Consider the following 19479-nt stretch of genomic DNA (forward strand, 5'->3'; position numbering starts at 1 on the left):
GCCTGGGGGTGTTCCAGACTCAGCGCAGTCGCCCGACGTAGCGTGGGTCCGGCCCGTCGGGCGCGGGGGGAGCCGCAGGCGCCGGCGCAGCAGGCGGTGCGGCCGGCGGCAGCAGGCCCATGGCCCGCTCCAGCTTGTAGGCCCACTCCGCAAGCTCCGGGCGGTCTTCCTCGTCGGCCTTCTCCCGGGCGAAACGCACGATCGCCGCCGCGTACTCCTTGTTGCCCGCCATCCATTCGGTGTCGGTCACGCGGCCCGTGATGCGCCGCAGCAGCACATGCAGATGGGCGGCAATGGCCAGTTTTTCGCTGTCGAGCATGGAACGTCCTTCCGTGGTCGTCGTCGAAACCTCTTCCGTTCAGGAAGGAATGCGCTCCCGGTGCTGCGCCACGTCCAGGCCCTGCTGTTCAGCGCCTTCGCCCACCCGCAGCCCCACGAGGATGCGCACGATGGTCAGCACCACTGCCGTACCCACGGCGCTGTAGGCCAGCGCCACGGCTGCGCTGATCGCCTGCACCGTGACGCTGCCCGCACTGCCGCCGATGCCGGGGTTGGCAAACACCCCCGTCAGCAGGCAGCCGACGATGCCGCCCATGCCGTGCACGCCGAACACGTCGAGCGAGTCGTCCGCGTGCAGCAGCCGCTTGAGCCCGGTGGCACCCCAGTAGCAGGCCAGCCCCGCCACCAGGCCGATCACCAGTGCCGCGCGCGGCGTGACGAAGCCCGAGGCCGGCGTGATCGCCACCAGCCCGGCCACCGCGCCAGAGCACAGGCCCAGCAGCGACGGCCGGCGGCGCATGATCCATTCGCCGACCATCCAGGCGATGGCGCCCGCAGAGGCCGCGATGTGCGTCACCGCCAGCGCGAGCCCGGCCCGGCTGTCGGCGGCCAGCGCCGAGCCCGCATTGAAGCCGAACCAGCCGACCCACAGCAGCCCGGTGCCGGTCATGGTCAGGCCCAGGTTGAAGGGCTCGAACGCCTCGCGCCCATAGCCGATGCGCGGCCCCAGCATCCATGCGCAGACCAGGCCGGCCGCGCCGGCGTTGATGTGCACGACCGTGCCGCCGGCAAAATCCAGCGCCCCCAACTGGGCCAGCCAGCCGCCGGGCTCCCATACCCAGTGCGCCAGCGGCACATAGACCAGGATCGACCACAGCCCGGCAAACCACAGCACCGCCGAGAAGCGCATGCGCTCGACGAAGGCGCCCACCACCAGCGCCGGCGTGATGATCGCGAAGGTGAGCTGGAACATCGCATAGACCGCCTCGGGCACATGCGGCGCAATGTGGCTCACGGCCACCTGGCCGGCGCCGGGGAGCACCTCCAGCCCCGAGAACCAGAGCCGATCGCTGCCTCCGATCCAGGCGCTGCCCGGGGTGAAGGCCCAGGAATAACCAACGGCAAACCACAGCAGCGTGGTCAGCGCGGCCACGCCGATCACGCAGGCCATGGTGTTGAGCACGTTCTTGCGGCGCACCATGCCGGCGTAGAACAGCGCGATGCCGGGCAGGGTCATCAGCAGCACCAATGCGGTGGCCGTCATCATCCACGCGGTGTCGGCGGGTGCCAAGCCGTCTATCGGCACCAGGGAGGGGCGCACCACGGCGGGGGGCGCATCCGCCGCCCAGGCCGCCGTGGCCTCGCACATACCCAGCAGGGAACCTGCAAAAGCCCGCATCCGTGCGCTTCGCACAGCGATGTTGCACATTACACGGCCTCTTTTCGTTGCATATTGCGGCTGCAGCACGAGTCGTGCCAACTGTTTCAGAAGGTAAGAGGCGCGGGTAAAACCCTATGCTCTGAAACAGTGCAAAGGCCTACATTCATGGGTACTCGCAGACGGGCCCCCAACAGCCGGTCTGGGCGGGGGCCGAGGAGACACAGCAGCCAACCAGAATCAGAATACCGATCCCAAGCGCCCATACGAGGTGCAGATCCACTCTCCCAAGCGCCGCCGGTCGGCGCTTTTTTTTGCCCGGCTGGTTTGCCTCCCAGGCTTCGCACTTCGTGTCTAGGCCTCACCCTCAAGGCGGCACATCCTGCAGCCCGGCGAAGCCGGTTTCACGGATGCCCGAGCTTGGCCTGCTCCGCGGCCTCTTGCATTCGGGGGTGTGCGCGAATCAGGGAGCCACCAGCTCCACATCCTCTACCCGGCGCGGCCTGCCTATCGGGGCGCTGGCCTTGCCGATGCGCACCGCGGCCATGTCTTCCTCGCTCGGGTACTGGCCGGCCAGCCAATAGTCGAATACGCGGCGCGCGATGGGCGCTGCGGCGCCCGCACCCCAGCCCGCGTTCTCCACGATGACGGCCAGTGCGATCCTGGGCGCATCGGCCGGGGCGAACGCCATGAACAGCGCATGGTCGCGCTGGTGCTCTTCCAGCGCGCGTGCGTTGTACTTGGTGTTCTGTGCCTGCGTCACCGCCTGCGCGGTGCCGGTCTTGCCGGCGGCGAGGTAGGGCGCGCCGGCGAACACGCCGCGCGCGGTGCCACCGGTGACCACGCTGACCAGGCCGCCACGCACCACCGCCACATTGGCCGGCTTGAAACCCAGATCTTCCGCGGGCGGCTGCGGCACCAGCGACTGTTCGCCGCTCAGCGGGTCCTTGGTGGCCAGCACCAGGTGCGGCCGGTGCTTGATGCCGCCGTCGGCGAGGATCGACGCCGCCTGCGCCAGTTGCAGCATGGTGAAGCTGTTGTAGCCCTGGCCGATACCGAGCGAGATGGTCTCGCCTGCGTACCATCTGCGCTGCTCCGGGCGCTTGTAGGCATTGCGCTTCCACTCGGTGCTGGGCAGCACGCCGCGCACCTCGCCGTTGATGTCGATGCCGGTGATCTGTCCAAAGCCCAGCGGCTTCATGAAGTCGTGGATCAGGTCCACGCCCATCTCGTTGGCCAGGGTGTAGAAGTAGACGTTGGAAGAGAGCTGGATCGCCCGCTGCATGTCGAGGTTGCCCAGATAGCCCTCGGGGCTGCCGAAGCGATGGCCCGCGAACACGTAGTAGCCGGGATCGTTGACCATCACGTTGGGCCCGCGCTTGCCCGTCTGCAGCGCGCCCAGCGCCATGAAGGGTTTGTAGGTGGAGCCCGGCGGATAGGTGCCGCGCAGGGCCCGGTTGAGCAGCGGCTTGTCGATGGATTCGTTGAGCGCGGCCCAGTTCTCCTGGTCGATGCCGTCGACGAACAGGTTGGGATCGAAGGTCGGCTTGCTGACGAAGGCCAGCACCTCGCCGCTGCGCGGGTCGATCGCCACCAGGGCGCCGCGCCGGTCGCCGAACAGGTCCTCCACCATCTTCTGCAGCTTGACGTCGATGGACAGCACCACCGTCTTGCCGGGCGTGGCCGGATGGGTGGCCAGCGTGCGCACGGCGCGGCCGCCGGCCGAGGTCTCCATCTGCTCGACGCCGGTGCCGCCGTGCAGCTCGCGCTCGAAGCTCTGCTCCACGCCGAGCTTGCCGATGACGTCGGTGCCGCGGTAGTTGGGGGCGTCGTCGGAGTCCTCGATGCGCTCCTTCTCCCGCTGGTTGATGCGGCCGATGTAGCCGATCACGTGGCTGGCCACCTCGCCGAAGGGATAGCTGCGGAACAGCCGCGCCTTGATCTCCACGCCCGGAAAGCGGTAGCGCTGCACCGCGAAGCGCGCCACCTCCTCGTCGGTCAGGCGGGTGCGCACGGGCAGCGACTCGAAGCTGCGCGACTCCTCCATCAGCTTCTTGAAGCGGCGGCGGTCGCGCGGCGTGATCTCGACCAGCGCGGACAGTTCGTCGATGACCTCGTCCACCGGACCGCTGCGCGAGGGCGTGATCTCCAGCGTATAGGCCGAATAGTTGGTGGCCAGCACCAGGCCGTTGCGGTCCAGGATCAGGCCGCGGTTGGGCACGATGGGCACGACGGCGGTGCGGTTGCTCTCCGCCTGCGCCGCCAGTTCGTCGTAGCGCACGACCTGCAGGTAGACCAGCCGCCCCGCAATCAGCCCGAACGCCCCCAGCACCACCAGGGCGATCACCAGCAGCCGGCGCCGGAAGCGAGCCAGTTCGGCTTCGACATTGCGCAGTTCAGTCATGGCGGTCACCCATGGCGCTCACGCACCACCCGCAGCGCATGAACCCCAAAGGCACAAACGGCCGCGGAGCAGGCCAAGCCAGAACATCCGCGGAACCGGCTTTGCCGGGCCGCAGGAGAGATATTGCAGACCGCGCCGGGCCAGCGGCCCGGCCCTTCGCCAGTCACGAAAGGTCCACCGGACCTTTCGTGTACGGGCTCAGCCCCCTCGCAGGGGGAAGGCGAAGACGCGAGGCGCGTAGCCTGGGGGTGCTTCATTTCACAGCGGTCGATTTTCGTCGGGATCGGGGGCGCGGCGCTGCGGCGCCAGCAAGACCATGCTGGCCAATGGCCACAGCAGCGCCTCCAGCACCGGCGCGAGGACGAAGCCCCAGCCGGGAAACACCCCGCCGGAAATCATGCGCACCAGCAGTTCGATCACCTGCGCACTGAAGAACACCGGCAGCAGCAGCACGGTCTGCGCCGGCACGCCGAGCCACAGCAGGCGGCGCTGCAGGCGAAGGCCCAGGTACACCAGCACCGTGTAGCACAGCGCATGCTGCCCGAGCAACGAGGCCTGGTGCACGTCCATGCAAAGGCCCAGCACGAAGGCCGCGCCCATGCCCACGCGGGAGGGCTGGTGCACGCTCCAGAACACCAGCAGCAGCAGCAGCGGATCGGGCGCCCAGATGGCGCGGCCTATCGGCAGCAGGTCCAGCAGCAGCGCCGCTCCCAGGGTGGCCCAGATGAACAGGGGATTGGCCGGCAGCAGCAACTGCTGCTGGCCTTTGCGCATGATCATGGCGGCCTCCCGGCCGGGGCGGCGGGCGTCGCGGGTGCCGGGCGCCGCGGCGTGGCTACAGGTGCCGCCGCAGGTGTCGGACCCGACTTGCGCCGCTGTTGAGCCGACGCGTCCCCTTCGGATGCGCCGGCGGGCTGCGGCGGCAACTGCGCGGACAGGGGCTGCAGCACCATCACGTGACGCGCCCCCTGCATGCGGGCCAGCGGCTCGCAGTGGATGCGGGCGAAGGCGGAGTCCGAGCGGCGCTCCACACGGTCCACCCGCGCCACGGGCAGGCCGGCAGGATATACGCCGTCGACGCCGCTGGTGGTGAGCAGGTCGCCCTCCTGCACGTCGGCGTTGCCGGGCATGAAGCGCAGTTCCAACCCGCCGCCCGGCCCGGTGAACGGGTTGCCGTAGGCCACGCTGCGCGCGCCGGTTCGCGTATTGAGCACGGGAATGGCGTAGTCGCGCTCGACCAGCAGCGTCGCCTCGGACAGGAAGGGATGGACCCGCGTGATCTGGCCCAGCACGCCGAACTCATCGATCACGGGCGAGCCTGGCGCCACGCCCTGCAGCATGCCGCGGTCGATGATGACGCGGCGGGTATACGGGTCGGGCGCGTCATACAGCACCTCGGCCGCCTGCTCAGGCGCCGTGAGCCGGCTGCGCAGCCCCAGCAGGTCGCGCAGGCGGCGGTTTTCCAGCATCAGTTCCTCGACCTGGTTGGCGCGCTGCGACTGCTGCAGCATCTGCCGGCGGGCGGCGTCTTCGAGCTCCTGGGCAGCGCGCAGGGTCCTGAAATAGGTATCGGCATTGCGCGCCCACTGCACCGGTTGCAGCGCCAGTTGCTCCAGCGGGAACAGCACGACCGAGATGGCCGAGCGCAGCGGCGGCGTGAGCCCCAGGCGCGCATCGGCCACCATCAGGAACAGCGCCAGCGCGCTGAGGAAGATCAGCGTGGACAGCGCGGACGGCCCCTGCTTGAAGAAAGGGGGCGCGGTGCGGTCCAGGGTTCCCAGGGGCATGGGGAGTCGGGCGGGAAGGGTCGGGCGGGGACGGCGTCAGGGTCAAAAAAGCCGGCTGCATGATAGGCCAGCCGGCTTCGTGCGGGGCAGTCCTCGCAGGACGATGCGGGCTTATTCGCTGGTGAAGATGCTGCCCAGGCGGTCCATGCGCTCCAGCGCCATGCCGCAGCCGCGCACCACGCAGGTCAGCGGCTCCTCGGCCACCAGCACCGGCAGGCCGGTTTCCTCGGCCAGCAGGCGGTCGAGGTCGCGCAGCAGGGCACCGCCGCCGGTGAGCATCATGCCGCGGTCGGCAATGTCGGCGCCCAGCTCGGGCGGGGTCTGCTCCAGCGCGTTCTTGACGGCCGAGACGATGTTGTTGAGCGGGTCGGTCAGGGCTTCCAGCACTTCGTTGCTGCTGATGGTGAAGCTGCGCGGCACGCCCTCGCTGAGGTTGCGCCCCTTGACCTCCATCTCCTTGACCTCGGAGCCGGGGAAGGCCGAGCCGATGTTCTTCTTGATGGCCTCGGCGGTCGGCTCGCCGATCAGCATGCCGTAGTTGCGGCGGATGTAGTTGATGATGGCTTCGTCGAACTTGTCGCCGCCCACGCGCACGCTGCCCTTGTAGACCATGCCGCCGAGCGAGATCACGCCGACCTCGGTGGTACCGCCGCCGATGTCCACCACCATCGAGCCGCTGGCCTCGCTCACCGGCAGGCCGGCGCCGATGCCGGCGGCCATGGGCTCCTCGATCAGGTAGACGGCGGTGGCGCCGGCGGCCTCGGCCGCGTCCTTGATGGCGCGACGCTCGACCTGGGTGGAGCCGCAGGGCACGCAGATGATGATGCGTGGGCTGGGCGTGAACAGCGTGCGCGGGTGCACCATCTTGATGAACTGCTTGATCATCTGCTCGGTGATGACGAAGTCGGCGATCACGCCGTCCTTCATCGGGCGGATCGCCTCGATGTTGCCGGGCACCTTGCCCAGCATGGCCTTGGCCTCGCGGCCCACGGCCTGGATCACCTTCTTGCCGTGCGGGCCGCCTTCGTGGCGGATGGCGACGACCGAGGGTTCGTCGAGCACGATGCCCTTGTCGCGGGCGAAGATCAGGGTGTTGGCGGTGCCAAGGTCGATGGCGAGGTCGGTGGAGAAGTATCGACGGAAGGCTCCAAACATCACATGTCCTCTCGGGCACGGCAGGCGCTCCGGCGTGCCGTCGCCTGGTTCTGGGGGTCGAAACGGGTTCGAAAAAGGGGTTTTACGCGCTGTTGACGGCAGGATCGCCGGCCAAACGGGCCTGAACGGCCTCTCGCGGCGAAGGCGGGATAATACTCCATCCCCCATGCGCCAAACCCCTTGGCGCCAGCGGTTTCAGTGCCTTTACTCCCCATTTTTCCGGCGTCGCGCAGACGCCCGCCCGCCATGGCCCTCACATCCCAGGACATCGGCCGGATCGCCAATCTGGCCCGGCTGGAGCTTCGCCCCGACGAAAGCGAGCGCATGCTCTCGCAACTCAATGATTTCTTCGACGTGGTCGAGAAGATGCGCGCGGTGGACACCGCCGGCATCGAGCCGCTGGCCCATCCGGTGGCCGCCGTGCAGGACGTGGTGCTGCGGCTGCGCGAGGACGCGATCGGCAGCTTTCCGTCGCGGGAAGAAAGCCAGAAGAGCGCCCCGGCGGTCGAGAACGGCCTGTACCTGGTTCCGCGCGTGATCGAGTGAGCAGCCCCGCCATGACCCAGAATCTTGCCCTGCACGAATACACCGTCGCCCAGTTGGCCGCCCGCCTCGCCGCCCGCGAGGTCTCCGCCGTGGAAGCCGCCCGGCACTTCCTGGACCGGGCCCAGGCCCATGCCGCGCTCGGCGCCTATGTGGCGCTCGATGCCGAGGCGACGCTGGTCCAGGCGCGCGCCGCCGATGCGCGCATCGCCGCCGGCACCGGCGGCCGCCTCGAAGGCGTGCCAATCGCGCACAAGGACATCTTCGTCACGCGCGACTTCCCGACCACCGCGGGCTCGCGCATGCTGGCCGGCTATTGCTCTCCTTTCGATAGCACAGTCGTGAGGAACCTCCAAGGCCAGGGCGTGGTTACGCTCGGAAAGCTGAGCTGCGACGAATTCGCCATGGGCTCGGCCAACGAGAACGTGGCGGTGCCCGCCGCCGGCGGCAGCGCCGTGCTGCCGGTGCGCAATCCCTGGGACACGACGCGGGTTCCGGGCGGCTCTTCCGGCGGCAGCGCCGCGGCGGTGGCGGCGCGCCTGGCGCCGGCGGCCACCGGCACCGACACCGGCGGCTCGATCCGACAGCCCGCGGCCTTCTGCGGCATTACCGGCATCAAGCCGACCTACGGCCGCGCCTCGCGCTACGGCATGGTGGCGTTTGCCTCCAGCCTCGACCAGGCCGGTCCGATGGCCCGTACGGCGGAGGACTGCGCGCTGCTGCTGTCGGCCATCTGCGGCCCGGACCCGGACCGGGATTCGACCTCGCTCGACCTGCCGGCGGAAGACTTCACGCGCGGCCTGCGCGACAGGCTGGACGGCCTGCGCATCGGCATCCCGGCCGAGTTCTTCGGTGAAGGCCTGTCGGCCGACGTGCGCGCCGCCGTCGAGGGCGCGCTCAAGGAGTTCGAGAAGCTCGGCGCGAAGCTGGTGCCGATCTCGCTGCCGCGCACCGAGCTGTCGATTCCGGTCTACTACATCATCGCGCCGGCCGAGGCCTCGTCCAACCTGAGCCGCTTCGACGGCGTCAAGTTCGGCCATCGCGCGGACAAGTACGCCGACCTGCTCGACATGTACAAGAAGACCCGCGCCGAAGGCTTCGGCGATGAGGTCAAGCGCCGCATCATGATCGGCACCTACGTGCTGAGCCATGGCTACTACGACGCCTACTACCTGCAGGCGCAGAAGATCCGCCGCATGATCGCCGACGACTTCCAGAGCGCATTCAAGCAGTGCGACCTGATCGCCGGCCCGGTGGCGCCCACGGTGGCGTGGAAGATCGGCGAGCACGGCAACGACCCGCTGGCCGACTACCTGGCCGACATCTTCACCCTGCCCGCCTCGCTCGCCGGGCTGCCCGGCATGAGCGTGCCGGCCGGCTTCGGCGAAGGCGGCATGCCGGTGGGCCTGCAGCTGATCGGCAACTACTTCAGCGAAGGCAGGCTGCTGAACGCGGCCCACCAACTGCAGCAGGCCACCGACTTCCACCTCCGCGCACCGGAGGGCATTTGATGGACAGGCTCGCCCCCCAGGCTGCGCGCACTTCGTGTCGCTTCGCCCACCCCCCTGCCGGGGGGCAATACCAGCGGCCCGGCAAAGCCGGCTCCGCGGTATTTGCCTTGAATGAAACACCGACCGTTTTCATGACGTCGGCTGACAACGCAGCCAGTGCGGCGGGAATCTGAGATGAGCGAAATCAACACATTCGAAGCACAACAGGAAGGCCGCCCCACCGGGCCGCTGGTGCAGGGCTACGAAGTCGTGATCGGCTTCGAGACGCACGCCCAGCTCTCCACCGTCTCCAAGATCTTCAGCCGCGCGCCCACCGCCTTCGGCGCCGCGCCCAACACCCAGGCCGCGCCGGTGGACCTGGCGCTGCCCGGCACGCTGCCGGTGATGAACAGGGGCGCGGTCGAGCGCGCCATCCAGCTCGGGCTGGCGCTGGGTTCGCACATCGCGCCGCGCAGCGTGTTCGCGCGCAAGAACTACTTCTACCCGGATCTGCCCAAGGGCTACCAGATCAGCCAGTTCGAGATTCCGGTGGTGCAGGGCGGCTCGGTTTCGTTCTTCCTCGGCCAAGAGCAGAAGACCGTTCGCCTGGTGCGCGCCCACCTCGAAGAGGACGCGGGCAAGTCGCTGCACGAAGACTTCATCGGCCAGAGCGGCATCGACCTCAACCGCGCCGGCACGCCGCTGCTGGAGATCGTGACCGAGCCGGACATCCGCTCCTCCGCCGAGGCCGTGGCCTATGCGCGCGAGCTGCACAAGATCGTCACCTGGATCGGCATCTGCGACGGCAACATGCAGGAGGGCTCGTTCCGCTGCGACGCCAACGTCTCGGTGCGCAAGCCCGGCCAGCCCCTGGGCACGCGGCGCGAGATCAAGAACCTGAACAGCTTCAAGTTCATGCAGCAGGCGATCGACTACGAGATTCGCTGGCAGATCGAGCAGATCGAGGACGGCCACGCCATCGAGCAGGCCACCGTGCTGTTCGACCCCGACACCGGCGAGACGCGCGCCATGCGCACCAAGGAGGACGCGGCCGACTACCGCTACTTCCCCGACCCGGACCTGCCGCCGCTGATGATCGCGCCGGAATGGGTGGAGCGGGTGCGCAGCGCCATGCCTGAACTGCCGCGCGCCATGGCCGCGCGCTTCGTGGCGCAGCACGCCCTGCCCGGGTACGACGCCGCGCAGCTCACGCAGAGCAAGGCCACGGCCGCCTACTTCGAGGCCGCGGTGCAGGCGGGCGCCGCCTCCAAGCTGGCCAGCAACTGGATCATGGGCGAGCTGTCGCGCCGATTGAATGCGGGCGGCATCGACATTGCGCAGGCACCGGTCACCGCAGCCCAACTGGGCGCGCTGATCGGCCGCATCGGCGACGGCACGGTGTCCAACAATGCCGCGCGCCAGGTGTTCGAGGCGCTCTGGAATGGCGAAGGCTCGGACGTGGACGCGGTGATCGAGGCCAAGGGCCTGCGCCAGGTCAACGACAGCGGCGCGCTCGAAGCGATCCTGGACGAGGTGATCGCGGCCAATCCGAAAAACGTCGAGGAATTCCGCGCCGGCAAGGACAAGGCCTTCAACGCCCTGGTCGGCCAGGCCATGAAGGCCAGCAAGGGCAAGGCCAACCCGGCGCAGGTCAACGAGCTGCTGCGCAAGAAGCTGCAGCAGTAGCGCCCGAAATCAGCGCGCTGCGCCGGCCTCCGCCGACTGGGACCACAGCGGGCGCAGACGCAGCAGTTCGTTGTCGAAGCGCTGCTGGATGCGGCGCTTTTCCTGCTCCAGCTCGGCGATGGCGCTCTGCTGCACGCGCTGGGCCTGCTCGATGTCCTGCTGCTCGCGCAGCAGAGCCGGCGGCATGCGCGAGCGCTCGTTGTCGAAACGCGCCATCGCGGCCTTGATGTCGAGCTGCTGCTGGTCGAGCTGGGCCATGCGCAGGCGCACCAGCGCGGCGCTCTCGTCCACCCGGTGCAGCGCAGCGGCGCGTTCGGCATCATGCGCGGACTGCTGCGGGTAGCGCAGCAGCAGCACGCGCTCGCTGCGCTCTTTCTCCTGCTGGCGGGCCAATGCCTCGGCGTCCTGGCGCTCGCGCTCGGCCTTGGCCGCCAGCTCGGCCGCCGTCGGCGGCGGCAGCACGGTACGGCGCACCACGCCACTGGGCCCGAGTTCGCGCTGCTCGCGGTCCAGGCACTCGCGGATCGGGCGGTCCGAGCTCAGCCGCCGGCCCTGGGCATCGACGCAGGTGTAGATGCTGGCAACCGGCGCCACGGGCTGGGCCGGCAGTGCCGCGGCAAGCGCGGCCAGAATGCAGGCGAGGACGACGGTTCTGCATCCGCGGGTGCCGACATCCACAAGCGATCCTCTCTAGTCGTTGACCCCGTAGCGCTGCCGGTAGGCCAGCACACGGGCATGGTGGGCGGCCGATTCTCCGCCCGTTACGTCCAGATACAGCAATAAATCTGCCAGCCTGGCGATGGTGCAGACCTGCAGGCCCAGCCGGTCGCGCATGTACTGCACGGCGCTGTGCTGCACGTCCTGTCCGTTCTCGGTGGCTTTTTCCTGCCGGTCGAGCGCCAGGGCGATGCCGTGCGGGGTGGCGCCGGCGGCCTGGATGATGGCGATCGACTCGCGCGCGGCGGTGCCGGCGGACATCACGTCGTCCACGATCAGCACCCGGCCGGCCAGCGGCGCACCGACCAGGGTGCCGCCTTCGCCGTGGTCCTTGGCCTCCTTGCGGTTGTAGGCGAAGGGCACGTTGCGGCCGCGCCGGGCCAGCTCCACCGCCACGGCCGCGGCCAGCGGAATCCCCTTGTAGGCCGGACCGAAGATCATGTCGAACCCGATGCCGCTGCCGATCAGCGCCAGTGCATAGAATTCCGCCAGCCGGCCGAGCTTGGCGCCGTCGTCGAACAGGCCCGCGTTGAAGAAATACGGGCTCATGCGGCCCGCCTTGGTCTTGAATTCGCCAAAGCGCAGCACGCCGGCCTCGACGCAAAACTTCACGAAATCCTGGGCCAGCGGGTCGTCCGACGCCGCAACCCGATCCGCCCGGACGCCTTCAACCAGCATGGGGAAATCCTTGTTCAAATTGACCAGCCTGAACCTCAACGGGATCCGTTCCGCCGCCAACAAGGGCGTGGAAGCCTGGATCGCGGCATGGCAGCCGGATTGTATTTGCGTGCAGGAGATCAAGGCGCAGGCGGCCGACGTGCAGGGCCGCTTCGAGCAGCTCGCCGGACTGCGGGGCCATTTCCACTTCGCGCAGAAGAAGGGCTACTCGGGCGTGGGCATCTACGCCCGGCACGAACCGAGCGAGGTCCAGGCCGGCTACGGCTCGGAGGAATTCGACGCCGAAGGCCGCTACCTGGAGGCGCGCTTCGACACGCCGCAGCGCAAGCTCTCGATCATAAGCTGCTACTTTCCCAGCGGCTCCTCGGGCGAGGAGCGGCAGGCGGCCAAGTTCCGCTTCCTGGCGGACTTCCACCCGCACCTCATGCGGCTGAAGGCCGAGCGCGAGCTCATCCTGTGCGGCGACATCAACATCGCGCACCAGCAGATCGACCTGAAGAACTGGAAGAGCAACCAGAAGAACAGCGGCTTCCTGCCCGAGGAACGCGCCTGGATGACAAAAGTGTTGCACCTGACGGACGAAAGCGGCGGCCTGGTGGACGTTTACCGTCAGCTCCAGCCCGATGCGACCGAGACCGCCTACACCTGGTGGAGCAACCGCGGCCAGGCCTATGCCAAGAACGTGGGCTGGCGCCTGGACTACCACCTGGCCACACCAGCCATGGCCCGGCTGGCGCGCCGCGAGCACATCTACAAGGACGTGAAGTTCTCCGACCACGCGCCGGTGACGGTGGAGTACGACTTCACGCTGTAGCGGCGGCGCGGGTGCACTCCGGCGCGACCCGTGCAGGCAGCACTCGCGCTTTGCGCGGGCCGACTCCGACGCTCACCAGAGGCGGGGCCGGGTCGGGGAACCGGTATCCACGGCGTTGGCGGACACCTTCCAGTTGCGCAGGGCCGCGTCGTGCGTAGCGTCGGCCATGGCGCGTCCGCTCATTCCGAGCTCATGTTGGCGGCACGGGCGACCTTGCCCAGGCGCTCGTATTCGGCGCGGGTGAGCGTGTCCAGCTCCTTCGGGCTGGAGCCGCGCGGCGTGAAGCCGGCGGCCTGCAGCTTGTCCTTGACCTCGGGCAGGGCCAGGGCCTCGACGAAGGCCTGGTCGAGCTTCTGCACGATGGGCGCGGGCACGCCGGCCGGGCCGCAGACACCGAACCAGGGCTCGACCGAGTAGCCGGCCAGGCCGGACTCCGCGATGGTGGGCACGTCCGGCAGCGAGGGCGAACGCTGCGAGCCGGCCACGGCCAGCGCGCGCAGCTCGCCGCTCTGGATGTGCGGCAGCGAGGCCGGCAGGTTGTCGAACATGACGGGCACGTGGCCGCCGATCAGGTCGGTGATGGCCGGGGCGCTGCCCTTGTAGGCGACGTGGGTCAGCTCGGTCTGGCTCATCTGCGCGAACAGCACGCCGGCCAGGTTCATCGAGGGGCTGCCTCCTGCCGTGGCGTAAGTGGTGCCCGGGTTCTTGCGCGGGTAGGCGATCAGTCCGGCCACGTCCTTCACCTGCAGTTGGGCGCCCACCTCGAGCACGATGGTGGAATTGCCCAGCAGGCTGACCGCCGTGAAGTCCTTGCGCGGATCGAACGGCACGTTCTTGTAGATGTGCGGGTTCAGCGCGTTGGTGGAGATGGCGCCGAAGCCTATGGTGTAGCCGTCCGGCGCGGCAGGGCGCAAGGAAGGGAGCAGGTCGGTAGGGGCATGGAGGACGTGGTTCGGTAAGGATGGCCGCGTATTCTGGCCCGAGCGCTCCGCCTGCGCGCCCTTTTCCGCTTGAACACCGCGAAGCCGAGCGACGACGCGCGGCGCACACTGGAAATGCTATTAATTAAGTAGCACGAAACCCAGGAAAAATATGGGCTTCACGCTCTTTTTTCTTGAAACAATGCCGCGCAGGGCAGAATCCCGCCCATGCTCCACTACCGCACCATCCCCGTGACCGCCTTCCGGCAGAACTGCTCGCTCCTGTGGGACGACGCCAGCATGGAGGGCGTGCTGATCGACCCCGGCGGCGAGGTCGACCGGCTGCTGGCCGAGGCCGCGCGCCTAGGCGTGGCGCTGCGCCAGATCTGGCTCACCCATGCCCACATCGACCACGCCGGCGGCGTGGCCGAGCTGGTGGCGCGCGCCGGCCTGCCGGTGATCGGCCCGCACCCGGACGACCAGTTCCTGATCGATGGTCTGGCCATGCAGGCCGCGGCCTTCGGCTTTCCGCCGGCCGGCGCCTTCGTGCCCGAGCGCTGGCTGCACGACGGCGACACGGTGGCGCTGGGCGAGCACCGATTCGCCGTGCGCCACTGCCCGGGCCACACGCCGGGGCACGTGGTGTTCCACAACGCGGAGATGAACCGCGCCTTCGTCGGCGACGTGCTGTTCGCCGGCTCGGTCGGGCGCACCGACTTCCCGCGCGGCGACCCGCAGGCGCTGATCGACAGCATCGTTGGCCGGCTCTGGCCGATGGGCGAGCAGACCGTGTTCGTGCCAGGCCACGGCCCGGAGAGCAGCTTTGGCCAGGAACGGCGCAGCAACCCTTTCGTGCGCGGGACCTGAGCCGCCAATAATGCGGATGCCCATGTCCGACCGCACGACCTCCGCCGCGCCCTCTTCCGCCGCCCCCGCCCCCGCCCCCGCTCCCGCCGCCCGCCGCTCCTGGCGCCAGGCGCTGCGCGTCTACCGCGAGCCGGCCAGCCTGCGCATGCTGGCGCTGGGCTTCTCGGCCGGGCTGCCGCTGCTGCTGGTGCTGGGCACGCTCAGTTTCTGGCTGCGCGAGGCCGGCATCGACCGCACCACCATCGGCTACCTGAGCTGGGTCGGGCTGGCCTACGCCTTCAAATGGGTCTGGGCGCCGCTGGTGGACCGGCTGCCGATCCCGCTGCTCACGCGCGCGCTCGGGCGGCGCCGCAGCTGGCTGCTGCTGGCGCAGTGCATGGTGGTCGCCGGGCTGGTGGGCATGGCGCTGCACGACCCGCGCGCGGCGCTGCTGCCGGTGGTCTGGTGCGCGCTGGCGGTGGCCTTCGGCTCGGCCACGCAGGACGTGGCGCTGGACGCCTTCCGCATCGAGTCGGCCGGGGCCGACCAGCAGGCGGCGCTGGCCGCCACCTACCAGACCGGCTACCGCCTGGCGATGATCTGGGCCGGCGCGGGCGCGCTCTGGATCGCGGCGCGGGCCGAGGTCGCGGGCCTCTCCGGCTATCAGTCCGGCGCCTGGAGCGCGGCCTACTTCGCGATGGCCGCGTCGATGGCGGTGGGCATCGTCACCGTGCTGTGCTCGCCCGAGCCCGCGCCGCGCGCCCTGCCCCGTCCGCGCAATGCGGCCGAGTGGCTGCGCGGCGCGCTGGTCGAGCCCTTTGCCGACTTCATCCGCCGCTACCGCTGGCAGGCGGTGCTGATCCTGGCGCTGATCGCCGTCTACCGCATCAGCGACGTGGTGATGGGCATCATGGCCAACCCGTTCTACGTGGACATGGGCTTCAGCAAAGACGAGGTGGCGGCGGTGTCGAAGATCTACGGCGTGGCGATGACGCTGGCCGGCGCCTTCGTCGGCGGCGCGCTGGCGATGCGCGTGGGCGTGATGCGGGTGCTGATGCTGGGCGCGCTGCTGTCGGCGCTGACCAACCTGCTGTTTGCCTGGCTGAGCACGCGCGGGCACGACCTGGCCGGGCTGATCGCGGTGGTGGCGGCCGACAATCTGGCCAACGGCATGGCCTCGGCCGCGTTCATCGCCTATCTGTCGAGCCTGACCAACATCCAATACTCGGCCACGCAGTACGCGCTGTTCAGCTCGCTGATGCTGCTGCTGCCCAAGTGGCTGGCGGGCTTCTCGGGCGCCTACGTGGACGCCTACGGCTACAGCGCCTTCTTCATCATGACCGCGCTGCTGGGGCTGCCGGTGCTGCTGCTGGTGGCCATTGCCTCGCGCCCCGGATTCTTGCCAAAAAGGCCTGAAGCCGGCTGACCACCTGGGCATACAGCTACTTTTTTCATAGCGCCCGCAAACGCTGTTTACCCAACTTTACGGCGCCTACAACGCAAAGCGCGAGCATCGGCGCAAGGATGGAACCATGACCACGCAGCTTCTCATGATCGAAGACGACGCCCGCCTGGCGCAGATGGTGGGCGAGTACCTGACGCAGTCGGGCTTCAGCGTCGCGCACGCGGGCGACGGCCTGGGCGGCCTGGAGCGCCTGCAGGGCGAGGGCGGCGGCGCCGCGCCCGACCTGGTGATCCTGGACCTGATGCTGCCCGACATCGACGGGCTGGAGGTGTGCCGCCGCATCCGCGCGCTGCCGGGCTCCGCGGCGCAGGTGCCGGTGCTCATGCTCACCGCCAAGGGCGATCCGATGGACCGCATCATCGGCCTGGAACTGGGCGCGGACGACTACCTGCCCAAGCCCTTCGAGCCGCGCGAACTGCTGGCGCGCATCCGCGCCATCCTGCGCCGCCGCACCGAAGGCGCCGCGCCCTCGGCCCGCTGCATGCGCTTCGGCACGCTGGAGATCGACCGCGACGCGCGCACCGTCACCATCGCCGGGCAGCCGGCCGACCTGACCTCCTACCAGTTCGACCTGCTGATCGCGCTGGCCGAGCGCGCCGGCCGCGTGCTCACGCGCGACCAGATCATGGAGGCGGTGCGCGGCCGCGAGCTGGAGGCCTTCGACCGCTCGATCGACGTGCACATGGGCCGCATCCGCGCGGCCATCGAGGCCGACGCGAAGAACCCCAAGCGCATCCTCACCGTGCGCGGCGTGGGCTACGTGTTCGCCAAGCAGCAGGACTAGCGATGCGCACCATCGCCCGGCTGGGGCAGCGCCTCTACGTGCGCATCTGGCTCGCCGTGGTGCTGGCCGTGGCGGTGCTCACCTTCCTCGTCGGCTGGGCCTGGCAGATGGCGGCCGACCCGCCGCCGCGCGCGCTGATCGTGCGCAGCGTGGACGGCAGCGTGGTGGGCAACGGCATCCTGCGGCGCCGCCCGCCGCCGGGCGAAGACGCCGAGCCCGGCCAGCACCCGTTCCCGCCCAACCTGCACCCGCCGCCGCCGCCGCGCTCGGGGCCGGAGTTCGTCGTCACCATGAGCGACGGCCGGCTGCTGACCATGCACCTGCAGCGGCCGCCGCCGGGCTTCTGGAGCCGGCCGCCGTTCGGCTTCTTCTGGACGCTGGGGCTGGTCGCGGTGGCCGTGGCGCTGGCCACCTACCCGATCATCCGCAAGCTCACGCGCCGGCTCGAGCGCCTGCAGCAGGGCGTGGAGCAGTGGGGCCGCGGCGACCTGAGCGCGCGCGTGCCGGTGCAGGGCAGCGACGAGGTCGCCTTCCTGGCGCGGCGCTTCAACCATTCCGCCGAACGCATCGAGACGCTGGTGCAGTCGCACAAGTCGCTGCTGGCCAATGCCTCGCACGAGCTGCGCTCGCCGCTCACGCGCATCCGCATGGGCATCGAACTCATGGGCAGCACGCCCTCGGCCGCGTTCAAGGACGAGATCTCGCGCAACATCGGCGAGCTCGACCAGCTGATCGACGAGATCCTGCTGGCCAGCCGCCTGGACGCCCAGGAGGCCGACATCGGCACCCGCGAACTGCTCGACCTGACCGGCCTGGCCGCGGAGGAATGCGCGCGCACCGGCGCCGAGCTGGAACTGGCCGAGGACGGCAGCAGCGTGGAGGTCATGGGCGTGGCCAAGCTGCTGCGCCGCGCGGTGCGCAACCTGCTGGAGAACGCGCGCCGCTATGCGCAGGGCGACGTCACCGTCGTCGTGCGGCAGGAGGGCGGGCATGCCGTGGTCCGCGTCTGCGACCACGGCCCGGGCGTGCCCGAGGCCCTGCGCGAGCGCATCTTCGAGCCCTTCTACCGCCTGCCCGGCGCCAGCGAGCGCGAAGGCGGCGTCGGGCTGGGCCTGGCGCTGGTGCGCTCGATCGCGCAGCGCCACGGCGGCAGCGTGCGCTGCGAGGGGCGGCCCGACGGCCGGAGCGGCGCCTGCTTCATCCTGGAGTTGCCCGCCGCGGCCGAAGGCGCCTGATCAGCCCTTGCCCGCCCCAGGCCACTGCCGGTACATGAACCCGTACAGCGCCGCCCCCAGCACCAGCGCGCCCGCCGCCGCCGACAGCGCCCAGGCAAAACCCTGGCCCGGCGTGGCGCTGTGCCGCAGCAGCAGCGCCACCATCGGCGGCCCGGCGATCTGCCCGACGCCGTAGCAGGCGGTCAGCAGGCCGGCGACGCTGTCGCCCGCCGCGGGCCAGATGCGGCGCGCCTCCTGCAGCGCATAGAAGGTCAGCGCGGTGAAGGGCAGCCCGAGCAGCAGGCTGCCGAGCGCAAAGCCGGCGCGGTTCGGCCACAGCAGACTCAGGCCGATGGCGCAGGCCTGCAGCGCATAGGCGGCCACCAGCAGCAGCCGCCGGTCCCACCCGGGCGGCGTGCGGGTCGACAGCAGCGCCCCCAGCGCCACGCCGGCCCCGAACAGCGGCCAGAACAGGTCCGGCCAGACCGAGCCGGCCGGCAGCGCGGCCCGCGCGATCACCGGCAGGAAGGTGGCGGTGACGATGTAGCCCAGCCCGGCCAGTCCATACGCCAGGGCGAGCAGCCCGCGCTCGCTGCGCGGATGCGCGGTGGCCGTCGCCGCCGCACCCGGGTGCGCCGCGCCCGTGGCCGGGGCGGCCGCGCCCTGCAGCACCGGCCACACCGCCGCGCACAGCCCGGCCGCCAGCAGGCCCATCACCACCCAGCCGCCCGCCGCGCGCCAGTGCGCCGCCACCATGGCGCTGGCCAGCAGCCCGCTCAGCACAATGCCCAGGCCGGGCCCGCAGAAGATCAGCCCGCCCATGGCCGGCCGGCCCAGCGCCACCAGCCGCACCATGCACCAGCCGGAGATGTTCACGAACACCAGCGCGCTCGCCACGCCGGCGGCCAGGCGCAGCGCCGGCCAGGCCGCGGGCAGCGGCAGCGCCATGCACAGCGTGAGCAGCACCGTGGCCGCCAGCCCCAGCCGCGCCAGCGCGGCGGCCCCGGGCACGGCGCGCCAGCGCCGGGCCAGCCAGGGCAGCGGCATGCACAGCAGCGCCCCCGCCAGGTAGCCGATGTAGTTGGCCGTGGCCAGCCAGCTGCCGCCGGCCAGGGTCACCACGCCGTCGTGCAGCATCATCGGCAGCAGCGGCGTGAAGGCGAAGCGACCAATGCCCATGGCGGTCGCCAGCGCGGCCATGCCGGCCAGGGCCACGGCATAGGGGCGGTCGCGCAGGGCGGGGAGCATGGGCGGGGCAAGAGTGGACATGGCGCTTGCCGCCCCGGCAGGGAGCGGCTTATCATCTGGTTTCAGGATTC

Annotated in this window: 17 protein-coding genes and 1 pseudogene; 8 read left to right on the forward strand and 10 right to left on the reverse strand. The window is 70.0% G+C overall.

Annotated features, from left to right (window positions below):
- Positions 1-19 precede the first annotated feature (19 nt).
- The 6 genes from JHD63_RS13370 to JHD63_RS13395 form a co-directional block, all read right to left on the reverse strand.
- Entirely contained in the window at positions 20-319 is a 300-nt protein-coding gene (locus JHD63_RS13370) for a hypothetical protein (RefSeq protein WP_198971234.1), read from the reverse strand.
- 39 nt (positions 320-358) lie between these two features.
- On the reverse strand, positions 359-1648 hold the full coding sequence (locus JHD63_RS13375; RefSeq protein WP_233168104.1) for an ammonium transporter: 1290 nt from the start codon (positions 1646-1648) through the stop codon (positions 359-361).
- 472 nt (positions 1649-2120) lie between these two features.
- Positions 2121-4061: a penicillin-binding protein 2 gene (gene mrdA / locus JHD63_RS13380; RefSeq protein ID WP_198971237.1), complete on the reverse strand. Its 1941-nt coding sequence runs from the start codon at positions 4059-4061 to the stop codon at positions 2121-2123.
- Between the two features lie 258 nt (positions 4062-4319).
- Positions 4320-4841 (reverse strand): rod shape-determining protein MreD, encoded by a 522-nt coding sequence (mreD, locus tag JHD63_RS13385; protein WP_198971239.1) that lies wholly within the window; start codon positions 4839-4841, stop codon positions 4320-4322.
- Positions 4838-5848 carry a rod shape-determining protein MreC gene (gene mreC / locus JHD63_RS13390; protein ID WP_198971241.1) on the reverse strand — a complete coding sequence of 337 codons (1011 nt, stop codon included), beginning with the start codon at positions 5846-5848 and terminating at the stop codon, positions 4838-4840. Before mreC ends, mreD begins: the two co-directional genes overlap by 4 nt.
- Before the next feature lie 111 nt (positions 5849-5959).
- Entirely contained in the window at positions 5960-7003 is a 1044-nt protein-coding gene (locus JHD63_RS13395; protein ID WP_198971243.1) for a rod shape-determining protein, read from the reverse strand.
- A gap of 246 nt (positions 7004-7249) precedes the next feature.
- On the opposite strand from JHD63_RS13395, the gene gatC reads away from it, so the two are divergent.
- The 3 genes from gatC to gatB all read left to right on the forward strand — a co-directional run bounded on the left by gatC (position 7250) and on the right by gatB (position 10722).
- The gene (gene gatC / locus JHD63_RS13400; RefSeq protein ID WP_198971245.1) at positions 7250-7549 is read left to right on the forward strand and encodes an Asp-tRNA(Asn)/Glu-tRNA(Gln) amidotransferase subunit GatC; all 300 of its coding nucleotides are present in this window, start codon (positions 7250-7252) and stop codon (positions 7547-7549) included.
- A gap of 11 nt (positions 7550-7560) precedes the next feature.
- Entirely contained in the window at positions 7561-9057 is a 1497-nt protein-coding gene (gene gatA / locus JHD63_RS13405) for an Asp-tRNA(Asn)/Glu-tRNA(Gln) amidotransferase subunit GatA (RefSeq protein WP_198971247.1), read from the forward strand.
- A 174-nt stretch (positions 9058-9231) separates the two neighbouring features.
- The gene (gatB, locus tag JHD63_RS13410) at positions 9232-10722 is read left to right on the forward strand and encodes an Asp-tRNA(Asn)/Glu-tRNA(Gln) amidotransferase subunit GatB (RefSeq protein WP_198971249.1); all 1491 of its coding nucleotides are present in this window, start codon (positions 9232-9234) and stop codon (positions 10720-10722) included.
- A gap of 9 nt (positions 10723-10731) precedes the next feature.
- Here the strand turns inward: gatB and JHD63_RS13415 are convergent, their stop codons facing one another.
- Both JHD63_RS13415 and pyrE read right to left on the reverse strand, forming a co-directional pair.
- On the reverse strand, positions 10732-11400 hold the full coding sequence (locus JHD63_RS13415) for a DUF4124 domain-containing protein (RefSeq protein WP_198971251.1): 669 nt from the start codon (positions 11398-11400) through the stop codon (positions 10732-10734).
- A gap of 12 nt (positions 11401-11412) precedes the next feature.
- Entirely contained in the window at positions 11413-12117 is a 705-nt protein-coding gene (pyrE, locus tag JHD63_RS13420; protein ID WP_198971253.1) for an orotate phosphoribosyltransferase, read from the reverse strand.
- 10 nt (positions 12118-12127) lie between these two features.
- Here pyrE and JHD63_RS13425 point away from each other — a divergent pair, with 10 nt between their 5' ends.
- Positions 12128-12931 carry an exodeoxyribonuclease III gene (locus JHD63_RS13425; RefSeq protein WP_198971255.1) on the forward strand — a complete coding sequence of 268 codons (804 nt, stop codon included), beginning with the start codon at positions 12128-12130 and terminating at the stop codon, positions 12929-12931.
- A 179-nt stretch (positions 12932-13110) separates the two neighbouring features.
- On the opposite strand, the pseudogene JHD63_RS13430 reads toward JHD63_RS13425, so the two are convergent.
- Positions 13111-13839 (reverse strand): annotated as a pseudogene (locus JHD63_RS13430) (Bug family tripartite tricarboxylate transporter substrate binding protein); the annotation flags it as partial.
- A gap of 240 nt (positions 13840-14079) precedes the next feature.
- On the opposite strand from JHD63_RS13430, the gene JHD63_RS13435 reads away from it, so the two are divergent.
- The 4 genes from JHD63_RS13435 (at position 14080) to JHD63_RS13450 (ending at position 18181) form a co-directional block, all read left to right on the forward strand.
- The gene (locus tag JHD63_RS13435; RefSeq protein WP_198971257.1) at positions 14080-14718 is read left to right on the forward strand and encodes an MBL fold metallo-hydrolase; all 639 of its coding nucleotides are present in this window, start codon (positions 14080-14082) and stop codon (positions 14716-14718) included.
- A gap of 22 nt (positions 14719-14740) precedes the next feature.
- Positions 14741-16123 (forward strand): AmpG family muropeptide MFS transporter, encoded by a 1383-nt coding sequence (locus JHD63_RS13440; RefSeq protein WP_198971259.1) that lies wholly within the window; start codon positions 14741-14743, stop codon positions 16121-16123.
- Between the two features lie 106 nt (positions 16124-16229).
- On the forward strand, positions 16230-16946 hold the full coding sequence (locus JHD63_RS13445) for a response regulator transcription factor (protein ID WP_198971263.1): 717 nt from the start codon (positions 16230-16232) through the stop codon (positions 16944-16946).
- Between the two features lie 2 nt (positions 16947-16948).
- Positions 16949-18181, forward strand: a complete 1233-nt coding sequence (locus JHD63_RS13450; protein ID WP_198971265.1) for a sensor histidine kinase — start codon at positions 16949-16951, stop codon at positions 18179-18181.
- On the opposite strand, the gene JHD63_RS13455 is transcribed toward JHD63_RS13450, so the two are convergent.
- On the reverse strand, positions 18182-19429 hold the full coding sequence (locus JHD63_RS13455; protein WP_198971266.1) for a YbfB/YjiJ family MFS transporter: 1248 nt from the start codon (positions 19427-19429) through the stop codon (positions 18182-18184).
- Between the last annotated feature and the right edge of the window lie 50 nt (positions 19430-19479).

Source organism: Xylophilus sp. ASV27 (assembly GCF_016428875.1).
GTDB lineage: Bacteria > Pseudomonadota > Gammaproteobacteria > Burkholderiales > Burkholderiaceae_C > Xylophilus.

Coding starts and splice junctions, on each gene's coding strand:
- JHD63_RS13450 (WP_198971265.1), top strand. CDS start 16,949: ATGCGCACCATCGCCCGGCTGGGGCAGCGCCTCTACGTGCGCATCTGG.
- mreC (WP_198971241.1), bottom strand. CDS start 5,848: ATGCCCCTGGGAACCCTGGACCGCACCGCGCCCCCTTTCTTCAAGCAG.
- JHD63_RS13435 (WP_198971257.1), top strand. CDS start 14,080: ATGCTCCACTACCGCACCATCCCCGTGACCGCCTTCCGGCAGAACTGC.
- JHD63_RS13445 (WP_198971263.1), top strand. CDS start 16,230: ATGACCACGCAGCTTCTCATGATCGAAGACGACGCCCGCCTGGCGCAG.
- gatC (WP_198971245.1), top strand. CDS start 7,250: ATGGCCCTCACATCCCAGGACATCGGCCGGATCGCCAATCTGGCCCGG.
- gatA (WP_198971247.1), top strand. CDS start 7,561: ATGACCCAGAATCTTGCCCTGCACGAATACACCGTCGCCCAGTTGGCC.
- gatB (WP_198971249.1), top strand. CDS start 9,232: ATGAGCGAAATCAACACATTCGAAGCACAACAGGAAGGCCGCCCCACC.
- JHD63_RS13370 (WP_198971234.1), bottom strand. CDS start 319: ATGCTCGACAGCGAAAAACTGGCCATTGCCGCCCATCTGCATGTGCTG.
- mreD (WP_198971239.1), bottom strand. CDS start 4,841: ATGATCATGCGCAAAGGCCAGCAGCAGTTGCTGCTGCCGGCCAATCCC.
- JHD63_RS13455 (WP_198971266.1), bottom strand. CDS start 19,429: ATGTCCACTCTTGCCCCGCCCATGCTCCCCGCCCTGCGCGACCGCCCC.
- JHD63_RS13440 (WP_198971259.1), top strand. CDS start 14,741: ATGTCCGACCGCACGACCTCCGCCGCGCCCTCTTCCGCCGCCCCCGCC.
- mrdA (WP_198971237.1), bottom strand. CDS start 4,061: ATGACTGAACTGCGCAATGTCGAAGCCGAACTGGCTCGCTTCCGGCGC.
- pyrE (WP_198971253.1), bottom strand. CDS start 12,117: ATGCTGGTTGAAGGCGTCCGGGCGGATCGGGTTGCGGCGTCGGACGAC.
- JHD63_RS13375 (WP_233168104.1), bottom strand. CDS start 1,648: ATGTGCGAGGCCACGGCGGCCTGGGCGGCGGATGCGCCCCCCGCCGTG.
- JHD63_RS13395 (WP_198971243.1), bottom strand. CDS start 7,003: ATGTTTGGAGCCTTCCGTCGATACTTCTCCACCGACCTCGCCATCGAC.